20 protein-coding genes and 1 riboswitch are annotated in these 21,018 nt (G+C 67.4%); of the genes, 8 read left to right on the top strand and 12 right to left on the bottom strand.

What is annotated here, in order from left to right; all coding sequences use genetic code 11:
- The 4 genes from paoC (at position 1) to OXS27_RS02660 (ending at position 4,691) form a co-directional block, all read left to right on the top strand.
- Entirely contained in the window at positions 1-2,220 is a 2,220-nt protein-coding gene (paoC, locus tag OXS27_RS02675; protein WP_267354096.1) for an aldehyde oxidoreductase molybdenum-binding subunit PaoC, read from the top strand.
- Between the two features lie 119 nt (positions 2,221-2,339).
- Positions 2,340-3,059: a RibD family protein gene (locus tag OXS27_RS02670; RefSeq protein WP_267354094.1), complete on the top strand. Its 720-nt coding sequence runs from the start codon at positions 2,340-2,342 to the stop codon at positions 3,057-3,059.
- A 56-nt stretch (positions 3,060-3,115) separates the two neighbouring features.
- On the top strand, positions 3,116-3,817 hold the full coding sequence (locus OXS27_RS02665; protein WP_267354092.1) for an NADPH-dependent F420 reductase: 702 nt from the start codon (positions 3,116-3,118) through the stop codon (positions 3,815-3,817).
- 43 nt (positions 3,818-3,860) lie between these two features.
- Positions 3,861-4,691 carry an SDR family oxidoreductase gene (locus OXS27_RS02660; protein WP_267354090.1) on the top strand — a complete coding sequence of 277 codons (831 nt, stop codon included), beginning with the start codon at positions 3,861-3,863 and terminating at the stop codon, positions 4,689-4,691.
- Positions 4,692-4,785: 94 nt separating this feature from the next.
- Here OXS27_RS02660 and OXS27_RS02655 read toward each other — a convergent pair whose 3' ends face one another.
- From OXS27_RS02655 to OXS27_RS02635, 5 genes are all read right to left on the bottom strand, one after another.
- Positions 4,786-5,736 carry an SGNH/GDSL hydrolase family protein gene (locus OXS27_RS02655; RefSeq protein WP_267354088.1) on the bottom strand — a complete coding sequence of 317 codons (951 nt, stop codon included), beginning with the start codon at positions 5,734-5,736 and terminating at the stop codon, positions 4,786-4,788.
- Positions 5,737-5,971: 235 nt separating this feature from the next.
- Positions 5,972-8,026 carry an autotransporter domain-containing protein gene (locus OXS27_RS02650; RefSeq protein WP_267354086.1) on the bottom strand — a complete coding sequence of 685 codons (2,055 nt, stop codon included), beginning with the start codon at positions 8,024-8,026 and terminating at the stop codon, positions 5,972-5,974.
- Positions 8,027-8,144: 118 nt separating this feature from the next.
- Positions 8,145-9,014, bottom strand: coding sequence for an AraC family transcriptional regulator (locus OXS27_RS02645; protein WP_267354085.1), 870 nt, complete (start codon positions 9,012-9,014; stop codon positions 8,145-8,147).
- A 160-nt stretch (positions 9,015-9,174) separates the two neighbouring features.
- Positions 9,175-9,339 (bottom strand): hypothetical protein, encoded by a 165-nt coding sequence (locus OXS27_RS02640; RefSeq protein ID WP_267354083.1) that lies wholly within the window; start codon positions 9,337-9,339, stop codon positions 9,175-9,177.
- A 122-nt stretch (positions 9,340-9,461) separates the two neighbouring features.
- Positions 9,462-10,253, bottom strand: coding sequence for a helix-turn-helix transcriptional regulator (locus OXS27_RS02635; protein WP_267354081.1), 792 nt, complete (start codon positions 10,251-10,253; stop codon positions 9,462-9,464).
- A gap of 172 nt (positions 10,254-10,425) precedes the next feature.
- On the opposite strand from OXS27_RS02635, the gene OXS27_RS02630 reads away from it, so the two are divergent.
- A complete protein-coding gene (locus OXS27_RS02630) occupies positions 10,426-11,649 on the top strand; it encodes an MFS transporter (protein ID WP_267354079.1) in 1,224 nt (407 codons plus the stop codon).
- Between the two features lie 123 nt (positions 11,650-11,772).
- Here the strand turns inward: OXS27_RS02630 and OXS27_RS02625 are convergent, their stop codons facing one another.
- On the bottom strand, positions 11,773-12,387 hold the full coding sequence (locus tag OXS27_RS02625; protein WP_267354077.1) for a hypothetical protein: 615 nt from the start codon (positions 12,385-12,387) through the stop codon (positions 11,773-11,775).
- Between the two features lie 2 nt (positions 12,388-12,389).
- Positions 12,390-13,382 carry a mechanosensitive ion channel domain-containing protein gene (locus OXS27_RS02620; RefSeq protein ID WP_267354075.1) on the bottom strand — a complete coding sequence of 331 codons (993 nt, stop codon included), beginning with the start codon at positions 13,380-13,382 and terminating at the stop codon, positions 12,390-12,392.
- Positions 13,383-13,875: 493 nt separating this feature from the next.
- Here OXS27_RS02620 and OXS27_RS02615 point away from each other — a divergent pair, with 493 nt between their 5' ends.
- Positions 13,876-14,346: a regulator gene (locus OXS27_RS02615; RefSeq protein ID WP_267354073.1), complete on the top strand. Its 471-nt coding sequence runs from the start codon at positions 13,876-13,878 to the stop codon at positions 14,344-14,346.
- A 412-nt stretch (positions 14,347-14,758) separates the two neighbouring features.
- Here OXS27_RS02615 and OXS27_RS02610 read toward each other — a convergent pair whose 3' ends face one another.
- Complete coding sequence (locus tag OXS27_RS02610) at positions 14,759-15,643, bottom strand: LysR family transcriptional regulator (RefSeq protein WP_346732987.1); 885 nt, start codon at positions 15,641-15,643, stop codon at positions 14,759-14,761.
- Positions 15,644-15,768: 125 nt separating this feature from the next.
- On the opposite strand from OXS27_RS02610, the gene OXS27_RS02605 reads away from it, so the two are divergent.
- Together OXS27_RS02605 and OXS27_RS02600 are read left to right on the top strand one after the other, a co-directional pair.
- Entirely contained in the window at positions 15,769-16,401 is a 633-nt protein-coding gene (locus tag OXS27_RS02605; protein WP_267354070.1) for an NADPH-dependent F420 reductase, read from the top strand.
- A gap of 289 nt (positions 16,402-16,690) precedes the next feature.
- A complete protein-coding gene (locus OXS27_RS02600; protein WP_267354068.1) occupies positions 16,691-17,329 on the top strand; it encodes an alpha/beta fold hydrolase in 639 nt (212 codons plus the stop codon).
- Here the strand turns inward: OXS27_RS02600 and OXS27_RS02595 are convergent.
- From OXS27_RS02595 to OXS27_RS02580, 4 genes are all read right to left on the bottom strand, one after another.
- On the bottom strand, positions 17,296-18,687 hold the full coding sequence (locus tag OXS27_RS02595; protein WP_267354066.1) for an RluA family pseudouridine synthase: 1,392 nt from the start codon (positions 18,685-18,687) through the stop codon (positions 17,296-17,298). The two genes, OXS27_RS02600 and OXS27_RS02595, sit on opposite strands and share 34 nt — an antisense overlap.
- Before the next feature lie 170 nt (positions 18,688-18,857).
- A complete protein-coding gene (locus tag OXS27_RS02590; protein ID WP_267354064.1) occupies positions 18,858-19,232 on the bottom strand; it encodes a HigA family addiction module antitoxin in 375 nt (124 codons plus the stop codon).
- A gap of 543 nt (positions 19,233-19,775) precedes the next feature.
- Positions 19,776-20,114, bottom strand: a complete 339-nt coding sequence (locus OXS27_RS02585) for a HigA family addiction module antitoxin (RefSeq protein ID WP_243916682.1) — start codon at positions 20,112-20,114, stop codon at positions 19,776-19,778.
- A gap of 534 nt (positions 20,115-20,648) precedes the next feature.
- Positions 20,649-20,846, top strand: a riboswitch (cobalamin riboswitch).
- On the bottom strand, positions 20,840-20,980 hold the full coding sequence (locus OXS27_RS02580; RefSeq protein ID WP_243916683.1) for a hypothetical protein: 141 nt from the start codon (positions 20,978-20,980) through the stop codon (positions 20,840-20,842). It overlaps the preceding riboswitch by 7 nt.
- Between the last annotated feature and the right edge of the window lie 38 nt (positions 20,981-21,018).

Genomic DNA, 21,018 nt, shown 5'->3' with positions numbered 1-21,018 from the left:
ATGAAGTTCGATCAGCCAGCCGGCCAGAACCCCATCGACCAGCTCAAGGTGGTGGGCAAGGCCACCGACCGCATCGACGGCAAGTACAAGACCACCGGCACGGCGCCCTACGCCTACGAGCGTCACGACGTGGCGGAAAACCAGGCCTACGGCTACGTGGTCGGCTCCGCCATCGCCAAGGGCCGCGTGCGCCGCATCGACACCACGGCCGCCAAGCGGTCCCCCGGCGTCCTGGCCATCGTCACCACCCTTGAGACGCCCAAGCTCGGGCTCGGCATGATGAACGTCGCCAACCTGTTCGGCGGCGACCGGATCCAGCACTACCACCAGGCCATCGCCGTGGTGGTGGCCGAGACCTTCGAGCAGGCCCGGGCCGCTTCCTTCCTGGTGAAGGTCGACTATGCCCCCGAGGCCGGCAAGTTCGACCTCGCGGCCGAGGCGAAGGCCGCCAAGCCCGTCGAGGGGGGCAGCGGCGAGGGCAGCGGCGGCGGTGCCGAGGACAGGCACGGCGACTTCGAGGGCGCCTTCGCGCAGGCCGCCGTCAGGCTCGACCAGACCTACACCACGCCCGACGAGAGCCACGCGATGATGGAGCCGCACGCGACCATCGCGGCGTGGCAGGGCGACAAGCTCACGGTCTGGACCTCGAACCAGATGATCGCGTGGACCAAGGGCAGCATCCCCAAGATCCTCGGCATCCCGAAGGAGAACGTCCGGGTCGACTCGCCGTACATCGGCGGCGGCTTCGGCGGGAAGCTCTTCGTGCGTGCCGACGCGGTGCTCGCCGCCCTCGCGGCGAAGGCTGTCGGGCGACCGGTGAAGGTGGCGCTGACGCGCCCGCTGATGATGAACAACACCACGCACCGACCGGCGACGATCCAGCACATCCGCATCGGTGCGACCGGGGACGGGCACATCACCGCCATCGCCCACGTGAGCACCTCGGGCAACCTGGAGGACGGCAAGCCCGAGACGGCGGTCGACCAGACCAAGCTCCTCTACGCCGGGGCCAACCGGTTGACCTCCATGAAGCTCGCCCATCTCGACCTGCCGGAGGGCAACGCCATGCGGGCGCCGGGTGAGGCGCCGGGCCTGATGGCGCTGGAGATGGCCATGGACGAGATGGCGGAGAAGCTCGGGCTCGACCCGGTCGCGTTCCGCGTCCGCAACGACACCCAGGCCGATCCGGGCCATCCGGAACGTCCGTTCTCGCACCGCGACCTCGTCGGCTGCCTGAAGCTCGGGGCCGAGAGGTTCGGCTGGGCGAAACGCAACCCGACGCCCGGCCAGGTCCGGGACGGGCACTGGCTCGTCGGCCTCGGCATGGCGGCGGGCTTCCGCAACAACCAGCAGATGAAGTCCGGCGCCCGCGTCAGGCTCGGCGGCGACGGCGTGGTGACGGTGGAGACTGACATGACCGACGTCGGCACCGGCAGCTACACCATCATCGCCCAGACCGCCGCGGAGATGATGGGGCTGCCCCTCGACAAGGTCGTGGTGCGCCTCGGGGATTCCGATTTCCCGGCCTCGGCGGGCTCGGGCGGGCAGTTCGGCGCCAACAACTCCACGGCCGGCGTCTACGCGGCCTGCGTGAAGCTCCGGGAGGCGGTGGCGCAGCGGCTCGGCATCAACTCCGACGACGCCGTGTTCGCCGACGGACAGGTGCGTGCCGGCAACCGCGCCGTGCCGCTCGGCGAGGCCGCCCGCGGGGCCGAGCTCAGCGCCGAGGATAGCATCGAGTACGGCGACCTCTCCAAGAAGCAGCAGCAATCGACCTTCGCGGGCCACTTCGTCGAGGTCGGCGTCGACGTCGACACGGCGGAGGTGCGGGTCCGGCGCATGCTGGCGGTCTGCGCGGCCGGGCGCATCCTCAACCCGAAGTCGGCCCGCAACCAGGTCATCGGCGGCATGACGATGGGGGTCGGCGCGGCCCTGATGGAGGAGATGGCGGTCGACACCAAGCGTGGCTTCTTCGCCAACCACGACCTCGCCGGCTACGAGGTGCCGGTCCACGCCGACATCCCGCACCAGGAGGTGATCTTCCTCGACGAGGTCGATCCGCAATCCTCGCCGATGAAGGCCAAGGGCGTCGGCGAGCTCGGCATCTGCGGGGTCGGCGCAGCGGTGGCCAACGCGGTCTACAACGCGACCGGCGTGCGGGTGCGGGACTATCCCATCACCCTCGACAAGCTCCTCGACCGCATGCCGGACGCGGCTTGATCGGACCGGGGCGTGCGCCTGATCGGCGCCGCCCCGGTCCGCCACTCGACGCTCTAGCCGCTCGCTCCGTGGTCGGACGAGGCTCTCGAACAAGCCACGCGAACGTTGCGAGGAATCCCATGCGCCCGAAAATCATCTGCCACATGGTGACGTCCATCGACGGTCGGCTCCATCCCAGCCGGTTCTCCGGGCCGGCCGCCGGGGTCGATGGCGGCATCCTGCGCCGGCACTACGAGGAGGTCGCTGGCCGGCTCGACGGGGAGGGATGGATCGTGGGCCGCACGACCATGGCCGAGATCGCCAAGGGACAGCCCAGGACCCCGGCCATGGTTCCGGGTGACTTGCGCGAGACCCACATGGCCGACCGGAAGGGGCGGGACCTTGCCGTCGCCGTCGACCCGCAGGGCAAGGTTCACTACGGGCGGGACGACGCAGGCGGCGACCACCTCGTGGCGGTGCTCGGCGAAGGGGTCTCGGACGCCTACCTCGCCGAGCTGCGAGAGGACGGCGTCTCCTACCTGTTCGCCGGCCCGGACGGGCACGACCTACGCCGCGCCATGGACACGCTGGGCGAGACCTTCGGGGTCCGGACGCTGCTCCTTGAGGGAGGCGGCGCCATCAACGGGGCCTTTCTCAAGGCCGGCCTGATCGACGAGATCAGCCTGCTCATCCAGCCCGCCGTCGACGGCCTCGCCGGGGTGGCGAGTATCTTCGACCACCGCGGCGAGCCGGACGAGCGCCCGGCCGCCGGCCTGGCGCTGCGGCACCTCCATACCGAGACCCTGGAGGGCGGGACCGTCTGGCTCCGCTACCGGGTCGAGGATGCCCCGCGGCCGTAGCCGCCTATGCCTCCAGGAAACCAGATCGTGGTCCCGCCCATGAAAGGCTCGTTCGCATGCCGCTTTCCCGTCGCGCAGCCATCACCGGCCTCGCTGCGTCGGCATGGGCCGTCACGTCCGTGAAGGCCGCGGCCGAACCCATGCGCATAGGCGTCATCGGCGCGGGATGGCTCGGCGGCACCGTGGGCATGGCCTGGGTGCAGGCCGGCCACGAGGTGCTGTTCTCCACCCGCCATCCCGATAGGCTCGCCGCCATGGCTCGCGAGCTTGGCCCGCGCGCCTCCGTCGGCACCCCGCGCCAGGCGGCGGAGTTCGGTCCGGTGGTCCTCGTCGCGGTCCCCTACGACGCCTTGGCGGGCGTCGGGCGGGAACTCGGCGAGGCGCTGCGCGGCAAGGTCGTTCTCGACGCCTGCAACCCACCGCCCGGCAACGCGGAAGCCGAGACCAAAGGCGTCGGCGCCATGTCCGCCGGTCACCTGCCGGGTACGCGCCTGGTGCGGGCGTTCAGCGCCGTGGACGCCACCGCCGTCGAGGCCTCGTTCGGTGGGCAAAGCCGCAAGCTCGGCGTCCCGCTCGCCGGGGATGACCCCGAGGCCGTGCGGACCGCGGCGCAGTTGGTCCGGGATGCCGGGTGCGAGCCGGTCGTCGTCGGGGATCTCGCGGCCGCCCGCAGCTTCCAGCGGGGCGGTCCCGGTTTCCGGGCGAACACGGCGGCCCCTGACCTGCGCCGCCGCCTTGGCTTGCCCGAGGCCGGGTGATCGACCCGGTCCGCGGGAACACTTGAACTTCGAGGACACCACCATGAAGAACGTCATCGTCCTGATCGGGGCGGGGTCCATCGGGCAGGCCATCGCGCGCCGGGTCTCCGCCGGCAAGCACGTGCTGCTGGCCGATATCCGACCGGAGAACGCCGAGGCGGCCGCCCAGACCCTGGCCGACGCCGGTTTCGACGTCAGCACCGCAACCGTCGACGTGTCGTCCCGCGACTCGGTCGAGGCCCTGGTGGCAAAGGCCACGGCCATCGGGGACGTGACCGGCCTCATCCATGCCGCAGGGGTGTCTCCGACCCAGGCCTCTCCGGAGACGATCCTCAAGGTCGACCTGTACGGCACCGCCCTGGTCCTGGAGGCGTTCGGCGCCGTCATGGCCCGCGGCGGCGCGGGCGTCGTGATCGCGTCCCAGTCCGGGCATCGCCTGCCGCCCCTCACGGTGGAGCAGAACGCGGCCCTGGCCACCACGCCGGTCGGGGAGTTGCTGGCGCTCCCGATGCTTCAACCGGACCAGGTGACGGACCCGCTGCACGCCTACCAGGTGTCCAAGCGCGGCAACTCCCTGAGGGTCATGGCCGAGGCCGTCCGTTGGGGAAAGCGCGGCGCGCGGGTCAACACGATCAGCCCGGGGATCATTATCACCCCGCTCGCCAACGACGAGCTGAAGGGACCGCGCGGACCCGGCTACCGGCGCATGCTGGAGATGTCGGCTGCCGGGCGTGCCGGTACCCCCGACGAGGTCGGAACGGTGGGAGCCCTCCTCATGGGGTCGGAGGGTGCCTTCATCACGGGCAGCGACTTCCTCATGGATGGCGGCGTCACCGCAGCCTACTGGTACGGCGAGTTGGCCCCGAATCAATAGACTGGGGACCGGATCATCTCGGTTGACGTCGCGGCCTCCGTGCCTACTGGAAGGTCGACCCGATGCGCCTTCAAATGCGCTCCGAGGCAGGGACCTATCGAGCTACGCCAAGTCTCTCGACCTCGATGACAATCGCCTTGGCCGTCGCTTCCGCGCCTTCACGGTTCGGATGGAAGCTGGCGCCATGCTCGGGCCGAAAGCCGTTGACCCAGGGATCCTTACTGCAGGCGTCGTGTCCCTTGGACGTGACGGCCATATCGACGACGGCTGCTCCCGTGCTCCCGGCGGCGACCCGTGTCACCCTCGCGAGCTCGTCGGCCACGGCGCGCATCGCCGCCGCCTGGCCTTCCGTGATGCCCAGCGTTCGGCATCCGAGCGCATCCGGCAGGATCGCGGGATAGGTCGCCACCACGATGCGGGCGAGCGGCGAGCGGCGTCGGATCTCGCGCAAGGTCGCACGCAGGTTCGCGTCGAGTTCACGGAACTCCCGTTCCCGGGTGCGTTTCGGCCCCTGCCACACGCCCTTGAGGATCGTGCCCACCAAGCCTCCCTCGTTGCGGAGTGCCATGAACGTCAGGTCGCCGACGTACCCGACGTCGTTGCCCCCCGCCGTCAGGGTCACCAGGCGGGTGTCCGGCCCGAGGGCGTCGATCTGGGGGCCGAGCAGCATCTGCCCGCCGCGCAGAACCTGCCGGACGGTCGAGCCGGACGAGGTCATGTCGGTGAAGGACGGTACCCGCAGGAGGCGGGCGAGTTGCTGTGGGTAGCCGTCGACGCCCCGTTGCGAGACGAGCGGGCTGCCGGGCGCGCGCTGTCCCAGGCCCAGGCCGGCGGCGAAGGAGCTGCCGAGGGCCACATAGTAGGCGTTGGTCGCCGGAGGCCGCCGGCGGCGGATCAGGACGGCGGCGGCCGCCGCACCGAGGGCGCCGACGGCGAGCCAACCGACGCTGGGGTCGGTGCGCACGCGATGGCGACCGTTCACCCCTCCGTCGCCGGACACTTCGTTACCGGGGATGAGCCGGGCGTCATGGTTCGATGTCATCATCTTGAGGTAAGTGTCCTTGCGTTGGGCGGCGGGAGCGGAACCATCCCCTGCCATGCGGTGCCCGAGCGCGCCTTCTCGTAGCCGAGCCGGTGGAGGCTCCGCATGCATCCGGTCACCGAACCCCTTCGCGGTCGTCGTGCGCGGCGCCGCATCGTTGATGTAGGTTGGCCCCGCAACACACGAAACCCCGCCGCGGGGTCCGCGACGGGGCTGGTCGGGTCGGCCGTCTCTTGTTTCAGAAGCGATACCTGACGCCGCCGTTGACGCCGTAGTCGTTGCCGGCCGCGCGCTCGAAGGTGGCCGAACCGTTCACCATCGCGCTGAGGCCACCCCCGAGGTCCACGCTGAGGCCGGCCGCGACCTTGCCGTAGGTTCGCCCGTCGTAGCCCGAGATCGAGGTGTTGATGGGAAGGGCCAGGGTGTTGGTCTGCGCCGTGGTGATGGTGCGGAGGTGGCCGAGGAAATCGTGCTCGGCGGTGACGTTCACGAAGGGGCTGACCAATCGGTCTCCCAGGGTGAACGGCAAGCGGACCTGTACCCCGGCGCCGCCGGTCAGGCCGTCCGTGCTCTGCTGGCGCACGGCCTGCGTCAGGAGCGGGTCGCCACGTTCCGAGTAGGCGTCGATCCAGGTGTGCGCATAGGTCAGGGTACCGACCGGGCCGACGCGGAAGGGGCCGAGGTCGAAGAGGTAGGCCGCCTTCGCGGCGGCGAGCACGGTCTGGCCGTGCGGGTTGGATTGGATCTGATCGATCACGCCGGCGCGCGTCACGTCGAAGTCGGTGAACCCGTAGCCCACCACGAGATCTGCGAACCAATCCGGCCGGTTCAGCGAGGCGAAGCCCGCGAACTGGTAGCTGTTCACGTCGATCTGCGTCGCCCCGACTGAGCCGAGGCTGGTGAGGTTCACGTAAGGGTTGCTGTAGTTGAAGGCGGCCCCGAGAAGCAGGTCGGGCCGTGCGCGGTACTCCGCGCCGACGGTCACGGATGCGGCGTCGTAGTCGAAGCCCGGCGCACCTTGCCGGCTGTCACGCCCCCCGGCGGCGAAGCCGCCTTCGGCGAACAACGAGACCGGGTTGCCCAGGAGGATGGCGGTCGGAACCGGTGCGGCGGCCCTACCGGGGAGGTCGGCGGCGAAGTTGGCGCCCACCACGGTGGGGGTGTTCTGTGCCCGATACGCGTCGAGGCGTAGCAGCAGGCTGTTGGCGAACGCCCGGGCGCCGGCATCGGCGATCTCGACCTGGGGCGCGATGGTGTAGGGCGCGATCAACTGGTTGGCGATGGCCTGGCCCTGGATGTCGTGGAAACGATAGGTCCAGTGGATGCCGTCGAAGCTGAGGTACTTGTTCTGCTCGGCGAAGCTGGCCTTGCCGCAGGTCGTGTTCGCGTTGAGCGTCGGGAACAGGGTCACGCAGGTCGCGTTCGGGCGCACGCCCTCGGCCGAGAAGCCGTAGGCGGTCGGGTTCGCGCGGATCTGGCTGACGAGGAGATCCTGGTCGAAGTAGTGGATGTTGACGCCGGTCTGCCGGTGAAGCGCGACGAGGTTCGCGTAGGACCCGGCATTCGTCTCGCGAGCGGCGGCCGTCAACAGTGCCGAGGCGTTCGGGCTGATGACGTTGTAGAGCTGCAGCGCTCCGAGGTCGGACTGGCTCACGAAGACGATGTTGCGCGCGCCCAAACCGATCAGCTGCTGGATGGCCGTCGTCTGCTGGGCGATGGCCCGGTCGCGGACCTGGGCCTCGACCGCCAGGCTGCTGATGACCGTGTTGTTGAAGTCGTTCGTCGCGCCCCAGTGTACGACGACGTCGTTCGGAGCGAAGCGCCCGTAGGCCTGCTGGAACTGGGCGATCTGGGGCGTGAGGGTGCAGTTGACGTTGATGGTGCATCCGACCGGGCTGCCGAACAGCAGGCTGGTGCTTGTCGAGCCGCCGTTCGCGAGTCCCGTCGCCCCGGGGAAGGTGTTGCCCGGGACGTACCGCGCGCCGATCAGGGGCGAGAGGATCTCGGTATAGATGGCATGGCCGTTGGAGTAGTATTCGGTGGCGTAGGGCAGCGTGGGAAGGAGCCGCGTGTTCGTGGAGCTTGAGCCGAAACCGTAGACGGTGCCGAACCCCGTGATCGCACGGACCGACGCGATGGGCTGGCCGTTGTTCGGGGCCGACGACGGGTAGGTCGGCGCCGTCGGCTGGTCCGGCGTGGGCGCCGCGACGTAAAGGCTTTGCGCCTGGGCCACGGACGTGACGGCCACGAACATGGTGGACGTCAGCAGCGCACGGATGAGGGGGGCCTTCATCGATTCCTCCGAAAGTTTCTTGTTTCGGAAGGATATGGACGGTCGCTCTAATCAGAATTCAGAAAACGGCCAAAACATTCGCGATACGGCCAGGAGCCGGGCATATAGTGCAATGCCGTTACATGTTGCGGAATTGAGACGGTGCAACGCCGACCACCTTGCGGAACGTGGTCGAGAAATGGGAGCTGCCGACGAAGCCGGTCCTCAGGGCGACCTGCTCAAGCGTGAGCCTGCCATCCGCCATGAGCCGCTTCGCAAGCTCGACGCGCCGGTGGATGAGATACTGGTGCGGCGACATCCCGGTCTCCAGGTGGAAGGCGCGGCGGAGATGGCGGACGCTCATGGAGACTTCTCGCGAGATCTCCGTCAACCCGACGCGTGCGGCCAGGTTGGCCTCGATAAAGTCCCTGGCGCGCCGGACCTTGCGGGTCTCCGCGTTCCGGAGAAGGACCTCCTCGGGCTGCATGCCCGCGGCCTCCGAGACGTGCTGGACGAGGGCGCCGAGGATGCTCTCGCCGAGCATGGGACCGGAGCGGCTGCCGCCCAGGCTGTCGGCCAGGAGCGATCTCATCAACGCACCGACGAGGGCACCGTCCCGTTGGAACGCCGCCACGCCCTTGAGCGCGCCGAAGGTGACCGGCCGGCCGAGCGCCTCCTCGAAGAGACGGGGCTCGATGAAAAGGTTGATGGCCTCGCCGTCCCCGTCCCAACAGCCCCGGACCGTCTCGTGGGGTTGCCAGACCTGGACCCTCGTCTCGGACCGCCGCATTCGACCACGGGCGCCGGGGACGCACAGGACGGCCTCGGGACTGGTCCGGTAGCTCAGGACCAGCGTCCTCCAGGAGCCCTCGAAGACGCCCTGCCGGGACGCGGCGACATGGGTGAGCGCGGCTCCCGACCAACCCGAGTGGGCGCTCGTGTGAAGGTACGTTACGGGTGTGGAAGCCGTGAGCCCCACCCTGCCGACCATTCGTCCGAGCTCAGACATGGGTCGCCCTCGCGCTCGGCGGACGGACAGGGCAGGCTTGCCTTGAAGGTCCACCGTATCCGTGCCGATGCGAAACTGAAAGTTCTTCGCTGGCGGGCGATCCAGGCCAAACGTCGATCAGGGGCTTCGTCGGTCGATGAGCGGCCCGTTGAGAGCCCCATCAGAGCGCCAATAAAAGCACGGAATAGCCGGCCCCCCCGGCAGCGAAGGCCCAGAACCGACTTTGCCGCTCACTCGGGACCTCCTCCTTCAGGACGTTGAGGATGACCCCACCGCCCAGGAACGCCGTCAGCGCGGCGATGGCCGCGTCGGACACTTGCGTCACGGCACCTAGTTGTCAAAATCTGACGTTTGGTACCCATCCCTGAACGTCCGAGAAGGGTGGGAAATGACTGTTGGCACGATAGCCAGAAGCAGACTTTGGCTCTGCGCCAATTCGATCGTGGATCAGCATTCGATGTGAGCCGACCGCTCGCGCATGTAGGTCTGCGGACTGCAACCCATGCCGGTGCGGAATGCGAAGACGAACGCGGATGTCGAGCCGTAGCCGAGCTGCATCGCGGTCTGGGTGACGTTCAGTCCATTACCCATCAACTCGACCGCCTTGAACAGGCGTAGGCGTCGCCGCCACGAACGCAGACTCATGCCAAGTTCGGTCTCGAAGCGCCTCGCCAGGGTACGGCCGGACATCCCGAGTTCGCGGCCCCAGACGTCCGGCCCGCGCAGGTCTGCCGGGTCGGCGTAAAGGGCTTCGCAGAGGCCGACCAACGGGCCTTCGCGCGGCCAGGGCAGTGCCCCCGGGAGGGGTTGCGCGCGACGTAGCTGATCAAGGATCAGGACGCTGACACGGCCAGCGTAGCCATCGTGGCTCTCCTGTCCCTCAATCGCCACGGCCTCAAGGATCAACGCCCGCAGCAACGGCTGGACGGCGAACACTGTCGGAAGTTCCGCGACACCACGCCCTGCTTCGTCCGCAATCCACAAGCTGCGGAATTGGGCGCCCAAGAGCGACCCGACCCGATGTCGAACGCCGGTCGGCAGCCACACAGCCTGCTCCGGTGAGATCACGAAGGAGCGTCCCTCAATCGCCACCGTCAGCACCCCGGAGGTGGCGTAGACGATCTGGTGCCAAGGATGCGCATGCTCGGCGAAGTAGCGCCGGGCTGGGATGGGCTGCGCCCGCACGGTGATCGGCCGGGGAGGCGCCAATCCGGGTGGTGCCTCAAGCGGCTCCCACATCGCCCAACGCCCTCATGTTGTCAGGTGTTCTACACGCTCTGTCATCTCATCGAGATACGGACAAGCGAGGTACCGCTATACCCAGCCGCTCACCGCCCCGATGTGTCCCGGCCATCCGCACAGCCCGAAGCCATCCGTGCACAGGGCGCTCGGTCGAAGTCTGAGTATCTGGATGTCTCACACCTCCGCTTCGGCAGCCGAGCTTGCACCCGTTGATGCCGTCCGATCCGGGACCGCAAACGTGGTGAGGCTGGCAATTGCCCAGGCGCTCGCCGGGGCGAACTCGACGGTCGTGTTTGCGACCGGCGCGGTCGTGGGCAACATGCTCGCGCCCAGCAAGGTCCTAGCCACCCTGCCGATCTCCATCTTCGTCGTTGGGATGGCCGCTTGTGCCCTACCGGCTGGCAGCGTCGCCCGGCGCTACGGACGCCGGACCGCCTTCATGGTTGGAACGGGATGTGGCGTGCTCGTCGGCTTGCTCTCGGCCTGGGCCATCGTGGCGGCGAGCTTCTGGCTGTTCTGCGCCGCGATGTTCTTCGGCGGTGCATACGCTGCAGTGGTCTTCTCGTTCCGCTTCGCTGCCGCGGACTGTGTCTCCGCCCAACGGCGTCCACGGGCGCTGTCTGCGGTCATGGCGGGCGGTGTCTTCGCCGGGGTGATCGGTCCACAACTCGTCACTCACACCATGAACCTGTGGCCTCCTTACCTGTTCGCAGCGACCTTCCTGGCGCAGGCAGCGGTCGCCGCTCTGGCGGCCCTTGTCCTGTCCGGCGTTCGATTGCCACGGCCGACCGCGCAGGATCTCGCGGGCGGACGACCGCTGGCCCTGATCCTGAAGCAGCCGCGCTTCATCATCGCGGTGATTTGCGGGGCGGTGTCCTACCTGCTGATGAACTTTGTCATGACGGCTGCCCCGCTGGCGATGCGCCTATGCGGGCACGCGCAGGAGGACGCCAACCTCGGCCTCCAATGGCATGTCATCGCCATGTACGGCCCGAGCTTCTTCACCGGGCGGCTGATCACGCGTTTCGGCGCCGACCGGGTTGTGGCGGTGGGTTTAGTTCTGATCGGCGTGGCCGTGATCGTCGGATTGTTAGGGATGGACGTGGCGCATTTCTGGCTGTCGCTGATCGTGCTCGGCGTCGGCTGGAACTTTGGCTTCGTGGGCGCCTCGGCTATCGTGCTGGAATTCCATAGCCCGGAGGAACGGACGCGCGTGCAGTCGATCAACGACTTCATCGTCTTCGGGATAGTCGCTGTCGGCTCATTCTCGTCCGGCGGCCTATTGACGGGCTATGGCTGGAACACGGTCCTGTGGGTTTCATTCGCCCCCTTGGCGCTTGCAGCGATGGCACTTACGCTTACGGCAGAACGCCGGGTCCGCCACCCGACCTGACGTTCCTGAAGGCTGCTCGCGGTCGGATCAAGCCACCTCTTGCGCGTCCGCTCTCCCAGCCTCGGAACCGAAAGGGAACCTTTCGATCTTCTGCAATGGGTTGTGAGAGGACGGTACCAATCGTCAGATTTCCACCACTAGGCAGAAGCCGGCGATGACCGCCGCGCCCAATATCCAGCGTCCAAGCCGGCGGTAGGCCGCCTTATGGTCCTCGTTGAGCCCATAGTCGGTCAAGACGAAGTGGAGGGCCATCGCCACGGTGAAGAACGCCAGCGACGGGAGGCTCCTCACTTCCGGGTGGAGCAGGAGATAGCCGACGAGCCCGTTGTACAGCCCGAACGATCCCATGTGGACCCGGAAGACCCCGACGCCGGTCCCGACATCGGCCTGGGTCGAGGACGCCCGGGCGTCGCTCACCGGCCTGCCGGCGCGTCGGGTCCGGTCGGCCTTGGCCAGCCTGTCTTGGCCGTCGAAAGCCATCAGGCCCGACAGTGCGATCAGGTAGACGTGACGCTCGGAGAATCCCTCGAAGGTCCCGCCGGCCATGCGACCGACGCCGGCTGCGCCGCTGGCGGGTTCGGGCAGGAAATGGACGAAGACGTAGGCCACCGCCACGTCTCCGGCCGCGGAGAGCCAGACGCTGCGGGGCGAACCGTCGATGAAGCGCAGGGACGGCGTGGCGACGTGGACCAGCGCAAGGGCGACCGCGGCGAGGGCCGGGAGGAGCGGTCCGGTCACGGTCATCCGGCGACGGCGCCGGAAGGACCGCCATCGGTGTGTCCGGCGTGCCGCCTCCCGGCCCACTCGACCGGCGGTAGGCCGACGATATCGTAGGTCGCCGAGGCGATTCCGATACCGGCTCCGTCCAATCCGGTGAGGATCTCGCGGCTCATCGCGTCCTTGGCGCCACGGATCTGGTGCGTGCCCAGGATGAAGCGGACCGTCAGCTCCAGCCAGTTGTCCGTGATGCGGAAGAACACCCGGGGCTCCAGGTCGATGGGCTCGACCCCGAAGCGGTCCTGCAGGCGTGCCTTGGCATCCTCGGCCATCGCGGTGGCATCGAGGGCGTGCCGGCGGGCGGCGGCGAGCATGATCGCCTCGACCTTCGCCCTGTCGGCTTGGTAGGTGATGGGGATGGCCATCTCCTCCCAGATGAACGGGAAGTCGCGGGTGTAGTTGAAGACCGGCTCCGAGAAGATCTGCGCGTTGCTGACGGTGACGATACGGCCGGTGAACTGGCGGCTCCTCACCCACATCGCCGGCGACGCGCCCTGGACGGAAGGCGGCTGCCCCATCTCCATGATGGTGGTCTGGATGAAGCCGAGCCTCAACACGTCCCCGCGCACCCCGCCCATGGTGATGCGGTCGCCCACCGTGAACGTCGCGCCGCGCAGGATGACGAAGTAGCCGGCGAGAGACGTCACCACCTGCTGCAGCGCGAAGGCGAGGCCGGCGGAGAACAGGCCGAAGGCAGTCGCCAATCGCGCCGGGTCGTTAAACCAGATCGAGAGCAGGCCGAGGACGAGCACCACCGCCGTCAGCAGGCTGATGCCCTGGCGGGTCCAGAACTTGGTTTGGAGCGTGGAATGGTCCGTCCGTGTCAGGACCAGTCCGACGAGCGCCCGTAGGCCGGTCCCGACGCCGACGACGACGAGGAGGAACACGAGGGATAGGACGAGCTTGCGCCCGTTCTCGGCGTTCACGCCAACCCAATCGATGCCGAGGAAATGCACGTACTGATCCTGGAAGCGAGCTTGGACGAGGTCACGCCTCGGCCACCTCAGTCAGCCTTGTGGGCTGTGGGTGGCACCGGCAGCCATGATGGGTAAGGGTGAACGGCCGTGGCCGGCGGTTGATCCGCGAGACGCCGCCACGCCTCCGTGAGGTCCATGGTGGGTTCGGTTCTCGCCCAGCCGCAGAGAATCCGCCCGGCCGGATACCTGAGACCACGGGTTCGGAAGCTCGAAGCCGAGCTTTTCCCGTGGGATTTCTCAACCTCTACGCGAAGTCCCGGCCGCGTGCGCACCCAGCTTATGTATTCGCACGCGGCCGGCGCAATGGAGCTGGTTGCCTGATCGCCTAGTGGTGGAAATCTGACGGTTGGTACCGTCCGCCCCTAACCCGAAGCGGGCCTTGGGAAGGTCCGCTTCCGCGGTTCGACCGAAGCAGATACATCCGTATGGAAGGGGGAGACGCGAACTCGTTCGCATCACCGGGAGGACAACCATGTCGCAAGAGAAGTTCGACGACAGCAACATTCCCTGGCAAAATCTAAAGGGTTTCGACGGCGTAGGCTTCTTCATTTACAAAGCCGACCCGGAAAGCCGCATTGTGGACGTTATCTACAAGTTTGCGCCCAACATGAAGCAGCCCCTGCACCGTCATAAGTGCCCTTATTTCACATTGGTTCTTCAAGGCGAGCTGCGGTTCTATCGCCAGGACGGTGCGCTGAAAGAAGTCCGCCCGGTCGGCAGTTACGTAAACGGCGTAGTCAACGGCGAGCCGCATTTCGAAGGTGCCGGCGACGAGGAGACCATTGTCTTCTTCGGTCATCACGATGTCGGCGACGCAATGTACGAGTTCGTCGATGCGGAGGGACGTCAGGAGATGGTCCTTGGCTTGTCCGATTTCAGAGCCCTGTTCGATCAGCAAGTTGCCGATGGGGTGATGTCGAAGGTCGCTGCACGCGCAGCTTAAGGGCATGGCCAACTTGGATGGAAGGCGGAACGTCCGCTTTGAGGCGAGCGGCTAGCTTCCGCTCCCCACCGAAGCTGTGTGAAAACGTCGGACCTGTAGAAGGATTTCCCCGCCGATGCCTGAGCGACGCCGGAACGGTCATTTTGAGGACGTTAGAACGACCATCCCGCATGCATGCATGTCTGCTCCGTAGAAAATTGTTCTACAAATTCGAAAGGCTCCTGCGTTTTCACACAGCCTGCACCCTTTTCAGACGTTCGCTGATGGGTACCAAACGTCAGATTTCTACCACTAGCAACTCACCCCGTTCGGGTGGCATTGCAATGAAGGGATGCCCAAGGCGTCCCTGGAAACGCCGCCGTGGCGCACGCGCGACCGCGTCAGGCGATGTTAGGAACTGAGGCGGCCGCTGTCACCGAACGGCCAGGGTATCCCGTCCGAACCGTTCGACGAGGAAGTCCAGGAAGGAACGCAGCTTTGGGGTGGTCCGCCGGTCCGGCGCGTGGAGGGCGTGCATCGGACGCGCCGGCTGGACGAGGTCCGGCAGGACGCGGACCAACCTGCCGGCCGCGACCTCGTCCCGCAGCAGCGGCGTCCACTGGAAGATCAGGCCGAGACCCGCCACCGCCGCCTTCAGCAAGGCCTCGCCGCTGTTGACGACGAACCGGCTCTTGATCGGGACGGTGACGGGGCCGTCCGGCCCGAGGAAGCTCCACTCCCGGGCCAGTCGGCCCACCCCGAAGCCGAGGCAGGAATGGTGCTGCAGGTCCGCGACCGTCTCCGGCGCACCGTGCCGTTCAAGATAGGCGGGCGCGGCGCAGAGCATGAGTTCGAACGAGCGCAGGGGCTGGGCGATCAGGCCGCTGTCGGACAGCGGTCCGACGCGCAGCACCGTGTCGAAGCCCTCGTCGATGAGGTCCACCATCCGGTCGCTCAGCACCAAGTCCACGGAGACCTGCGGGAAGCGTGCGAGGTAATCCGGAAGGGCGGGCGTCAGCTCGTTGACGCCGAAGGTCACCGGGGCGTTCACCCGTAGCAGGCCGCGCGGGATCGCCCGGCTGTGCTCGGCGAAGGCCTCGGCGGCCTCGACCTCCGCCAGGATGTGCTGGACGCGCTCGTGGAAGTCGCGGCCGGCGTCGGTCAGGCTCTGACGCCGCGTGGTCCGGTTGAGGAGCTGGACGCCCAGGTGCTCCTCCAGCGTCCGGACGTGCTTGCCCACGAGCTGCGAGGACATCGCGAGCTCGACTCCCGCGGCGGAGAACGAGCCCGCTTCGACGGCCTTTGCGAACACCGCCATGCTGGTGAGCCGATCCATGATTTGAAACGCCCTGGCTCAGGTGATGGAACGGACCAGGGATTTATCCTCGGACAGCTGAAGATCAAACACCCTCAAGCGCCGCGGCGCCTGGAGGAGGAACGATCATGACCGTCGCCATCATCGGAACCGGCAACATGGGTGGGGGCATCGCCCGCCTCCTGGCTACCAAGGGCATCCCCGTCGTCCTCGGCGCGCGGGACCCGGCCAAGGCCGCCGGGCTCGCCGAGGAGATCGGGTACAAGGCGCAGGGCGTCGGCATCGAGGCGGCGGTGAAGCTCGCCGACGTGGTGATCCTCGCCGTCTGGTACCCGCAGCTCGCCGAGACGATCCGGGCGGCGGGCGACCTGACCGGCAAGGTGCTCGTGGACATCTCGAACCCGGTCACCGAGGACTACAAGGCCCTGCGCATCGGCCACACCACGTCGGTGGCCGAGGAGATCCAGGCGCTGGCTCCCGGAGCCAAGGTCGTGAAGGCGTTCAACACCATCTTCGCCGAGCTGCTGCCGGCCGAGGCGCGCGCGAACCGGGCGGCGCCCGTGCAGGTCTACGTCGCGGGCGACGACGAGGCGGCCAAGAAGGCCGTGTCAGATCTCGTCGCGGCCGGGGGGTTCGAGCCGGTGGAAAGCGGCCCGCTCACGAATGCCCGCTTCCTGGAGCCTGTCGGAGAGATGAACATCTGGTTCGGCTACTTCCTCGGCCAGGGCCAGCTGACGGCCCCCAACTGGGTCCGGGCCTGAGCCGCGCCCTCTCTGGGTTGCCCGATAGCGGTGATCAGATCACGGAGCCCCTGGCCGCGCGGCAAAGGCGGCCGGCCTGCCCTTCGCCCCTTCGCGCAGGCTGGCCGCTTCCCGGTGTGCGTAGGCGTGAGCAAAGACTGTTTCGGCCAACTGATTCGATCGCCCCTTAGACAATCAGGGTTGCCGTCATGAAACGGCTACCCTGATTTACTCTAGGTTTATCCGATGCGGAACTTTGGTGTCCGAGCGCAGATCATTGGGTCGGCTATCAGCCGACGACCTCGCGCGGGTGGGTCCGATCACGTACGGCGATCCGAGCCAGGACGCCACGATTGGCGATCTCGCCGACCGGGCCATCGCGGTGGCGCCGGACCGTTTCGCGGTGATAGGCTTCTCCATGGGCGGCTACGTGGCCCGCGCGATCGCCCGTAGCGTGCCGGACCGGGTGCGCGCCCTCGTGCTGATCGCAACCTCGGCCCGGGGCGACACGCCGGCCCAGGCACAGAGGAAGGCCGCCGCAATCGCCCATGTGCGCCGGCAGGGCTTCGCCGGCCTCAGCCGAGGCGCGATCCTGCAAGCGGTGCATCCGGCGCGCGCGGGTGATGCGGCCCTGATCGCGCGCATCCGGGCGATGGGCGACCGGCTCGGCGGCGCGGTCTTCCTGCATCAGGCCGGGCAGATCCGCGAGTCCGACCACGCGCAGCTCGGGCAGATTGCCTGCCCAACCCTGGTGGTCGCGGCCGCGCAGGACGCCCTGCGCAGCCGTGACGAGGCGCAGGAGCTGCGGGATGGCATTCCCGGCGCGACCCTGACGGTGATCGACGGCTCGGGGCACATGCTGCCCCTCGAAGCCCCCGACGCCTTGGCGGCGGCGATCGTGCCCTGGCTGCGGTCTCAGGCCTCCGGCGCCTCGACGATCGGATCGTAGCGGGCGGCGTCGAAGCCGAGCAGGTTCCAGCTCTGGGCCATGTGGGGCGGCAGCGGGGCGCTGACGTCGATGGGTTTGCCGGTGCGCGGGTGCGGGATCACGATCCGGCGAGCGAGCAGGTGCAGGCGGTTCTGGATCCCGCCCGGCAGCTCCCAGTTCTCGATCGAGAAGTATTTCGGGTCGCCGACGATCGGATGGCCGATATGGGCCGCGTGGGCGCGCAACTGGTGGGTGCGGCCCGTCACCGGCTTGAACGACAGCCAGGACAGCTTCTGGGCCGCCTGATCGACCATCGCGTAGTAGGTCAGCGCGTGGCTCGCGCCCTCGTCACCGTGCTTGGCGACGCGCATCCGCGCATCGGCGTCGGTCGGCTCGTCCTTGGCGAGGTAGGTCGAGACCCGCCCCTGGCGGACCCGCGGCACGCCGGCGGAGAGCGCCCAATAGATCTTGCGCGCAGCCCGCGAGCGAAAGCTCTTGGCGAGCGTCGCGGCGGCGAGCCGGGTCTTGGCAATGATCAGGCAGCCGGCGGTGTCCTTGTCGAGTCGGTGGACGAGACGGGGCTTCTGGCCGTCCGGGCCGGTCAACGCGGCGAGCAGGCCGTCGACGTGCCGGACCGTCCCGGATCCGCCCTGGACCGCGAGGCCGAACGGCTTGTTGAGGATCATCATGTCGGCATCCTCGTAGAGGATCAGCGACCGGATGAACTCGGCGTCGTCCTGTTCGCGCGCGGGGTTGCGCGGCCGTTCGGAGGGCTGGTCGAGGCGCAGCGGCGGCACGCGCACGTTCATGCCCGGCTCCAGCCGGTCGTTGGGCTTGGCGCGCTTGCCGTCGACCCGCAATTCGCCCTTGCGGACGATGCTTTGCACGCGGGTAAACGGCAGCAGCGGGAAACGAGCGGTCAGGAACCGGTCGATGCGCATGCCGGCCTCGTCCGCCTCGACCGTCAGGGTCTGCACCCCGGAGGCGAGGGTCGCGGATGCGGCGGCGCGCTGCTCGCGGCGGGTCGGGCCGACCTGCGGGGCAGGGGCCCGCTCCGTCGGGCTCGGCCGGGCGGCGGGCTTGATCGCGGACCGCGGCGGGCTTTTCCGTGGGGCGGCCTGAGCTTTTGCCTCGACCTTTGCTTCGCCGTCCGCAGCGCGGGGTGCCGGCTTCTGCGCCGCGGGGGTCGCGCGGTCGGCGGCCCCGGCGGTCCAGGGGTCGCGGGCACCGGCATCGTCGCCCCGGTTGCGAGCCGCGCGTTCTGCGGCGTCGCGGGCGCTGGTGCGGGGGCCCGTGCGGGCGCGCCCGTCCGCCCAAGGCGCACCGGGCGGGGATCTGCGCCCCTTGGGGCCGCCGCGTGAGGGGGGTCGTGTCGTCATGAATCTGCCAGAACCCGCCCCGTTGCGGACGGACCAACCGGGCGCAGCGACCTCCGCTTCGCGGGATTGTGCGCACCGAGGAAGGGGACGGTCTAGCATCGCGGACATGCCGCGGCAAAGGCAGGCGGCCGCGTTCCCAAACAACCCAGCCGGCCCGAGGCCAGCCGGGGTTACGCCCCGGCGAAGCCCCGCCGGATGATCGTCGGCTGCGGAAGCTCGGCCGCCGGGTGCGCGGATCCGGCCATCGGGTCCCTCGCCTTGGCGGCGAGCTCGGTCCGGAGCGCGTGGAATTGCTTGCGTGCTTCGGCGATATCGAATTGGCTTTGCATCTCCATCAGCGTCTCCATCTCGATGCCGAACACCGTCTCGATACGGAACGCCAGTTCCGCGGTCAGAGGTGCCTTCTCGTTGATGAAGTCGAACAGGTCGTGACGCGGCACGTCGAGCAGGCTCGCGGCGTCCATGACGGTGAGGTCGCGCGGCTCGATCACGTTTCGAAGAACGTAGCCGCCAGGATGGCCGGTATTTTGCAGTCGATAGACCATAATCGGCACGCCTTTCGCAAGATATACTTTTGGTCTATTTATCCTTTTGACTATAGACCGAGATTAGTACCCAGAAAGCTTCCGACCTGACCGAGATCTGAAGCAGATAGCTTGACTACGCAGAACGTGGCGCAAGGTTCCACGACAGAGGCTGATCCTTGTCGGTCACCGCAAGATGCATCCAGGGAGTCGATTTTCCCCTCCGTTGCAATATCTTTACTTGCTTTGTATCTCGAATAATTTGCGCATCTTGAACGCGCGGGCGTTTCGCGCGCCGCGATATGGATGCCGCGATCTCGATATCGAAGGCGTTGCCGCAAACAGGCACATGGGCCGCGCCGTGTCGCAGTCCCCATGCCCGCAGAACCGCCCCCGCTGCAATTCCCGCCGACGCACAGGCTGGATGAGATCTGCCGCCGCAGAGCCCTGAAATGCACGCGCGCCGCGGCGAGACGCGGAGCCGTTCCTGTTCCATGACGGTGAGGAACGGCTCCGCGTCATCCGCGACGGGGATGCCAGCGGGAAGGGGCCATGCCGCGACCGTCAGGCGGCCGATCGACGGCCCGACTTGCTCGGTTGCGCGTTCTGCTTGGCAACCATCTGCATCTGGGCGGCGCGCTGGCGTTGGCGCAGGAGGGTGAGGTCGAAGCGCGTCTGCATCTCCATCAGCGCCTCTGCATTGAAGCCGAAGGCTTTCTCGATCTCGAAAGCGATCTCGACCGTCAGACTGGCCCGCTCGGCGAGGAAATCCGACAACCCCTGGCGCGTCACCCCCAATGTGGCAGCGGCCCCCATGATCGTTAGATTGCGTGGCTCGAGAATCTTGCGACGGACGAAGCCGCCGGGGTGAAATGGCTTTGCCAACGTGTAACCCGTATTCATCGTTTAATCCCCAGATTATATCGAGCGATACCCAAGTCATACCAACGTGCTTGCCGTTTCGCGGTGCGGACCAGCACTTCCAGAGTGCCGCACGTTACTTGCGCGTGAAGGAGAAAAACTTTAGCTGCCCGCGTGCCCGCCGAAGATCGCGCGTTTCGATTGGCAGCGAACTCATTACAGATATGAGTTTCAGCGGATCAATCTCTGCTTACGACCTCGTTTGTCTCAAACTTTAATACAGATTTAATCGTTAAGATCATCAAGAGAGAACTGATTTAGCGATCATACCGCCACCAGTCAAGCAATCAGGAGCTGAAACGATCCACCGTTCTCTATCATTTCTTTGATGTGATCTTATTTTTGCAAAGCTGGCGAATGAAAGATCTTGGCCAGATCCATAGCCTCCGGAAGAAATTCATTTCCGGAAGAACGAGACTCCACGTCGCCGGCATCACGCAGCCGTTGGTGGCCCGATCGGCGACTCCGCGACGGTTATCTGAGATATCCACAAGCTTGACCTTGCGGGTGGAAGCAATCAAGCTCGGCCGTGACGGTTCCCTTCGGGGATCAAAAGGGAACGCGGTGTGGGGCTCGCCCCGAGGCCGCGGCTGCCCCCGCAACTGTAAGCGGCGAGCCCTTCACTACCATGTCACTGGGTCGCGAGGCCCGGGAAGACGGTGTCAGGGCGGCGACCCGTGAGCCAGGAGACCTGCCGTCAGCCGTGGTCACACGCGAAACGCGTCGGGCGGGGTGTCCTGACGGGTGTCGAGCCGCCCGTGCGCAAGCACGGTCGACACGGCCTCGTTCGCGGTGACGTGCCACAGCAAGCGCGCCCGCGACGCCACTTCGATGTCCGTCCACGCCATCACCACCTTGCTTTTGCCCGTCCGGGAGGCCTGCGCGC

Source organism: Methylobacterium sp. GC_Met_3 (assembly GCF_026540775.1).
Lineage (GTDB): Bacteria > Pseudomonadota > Alphaproteobacteria > Rhizobiales > Beijerinckiaceae > Methylobacterium.
This window is presented reverse-complemented; position numbering and strand designations above follow the sequence as displayed.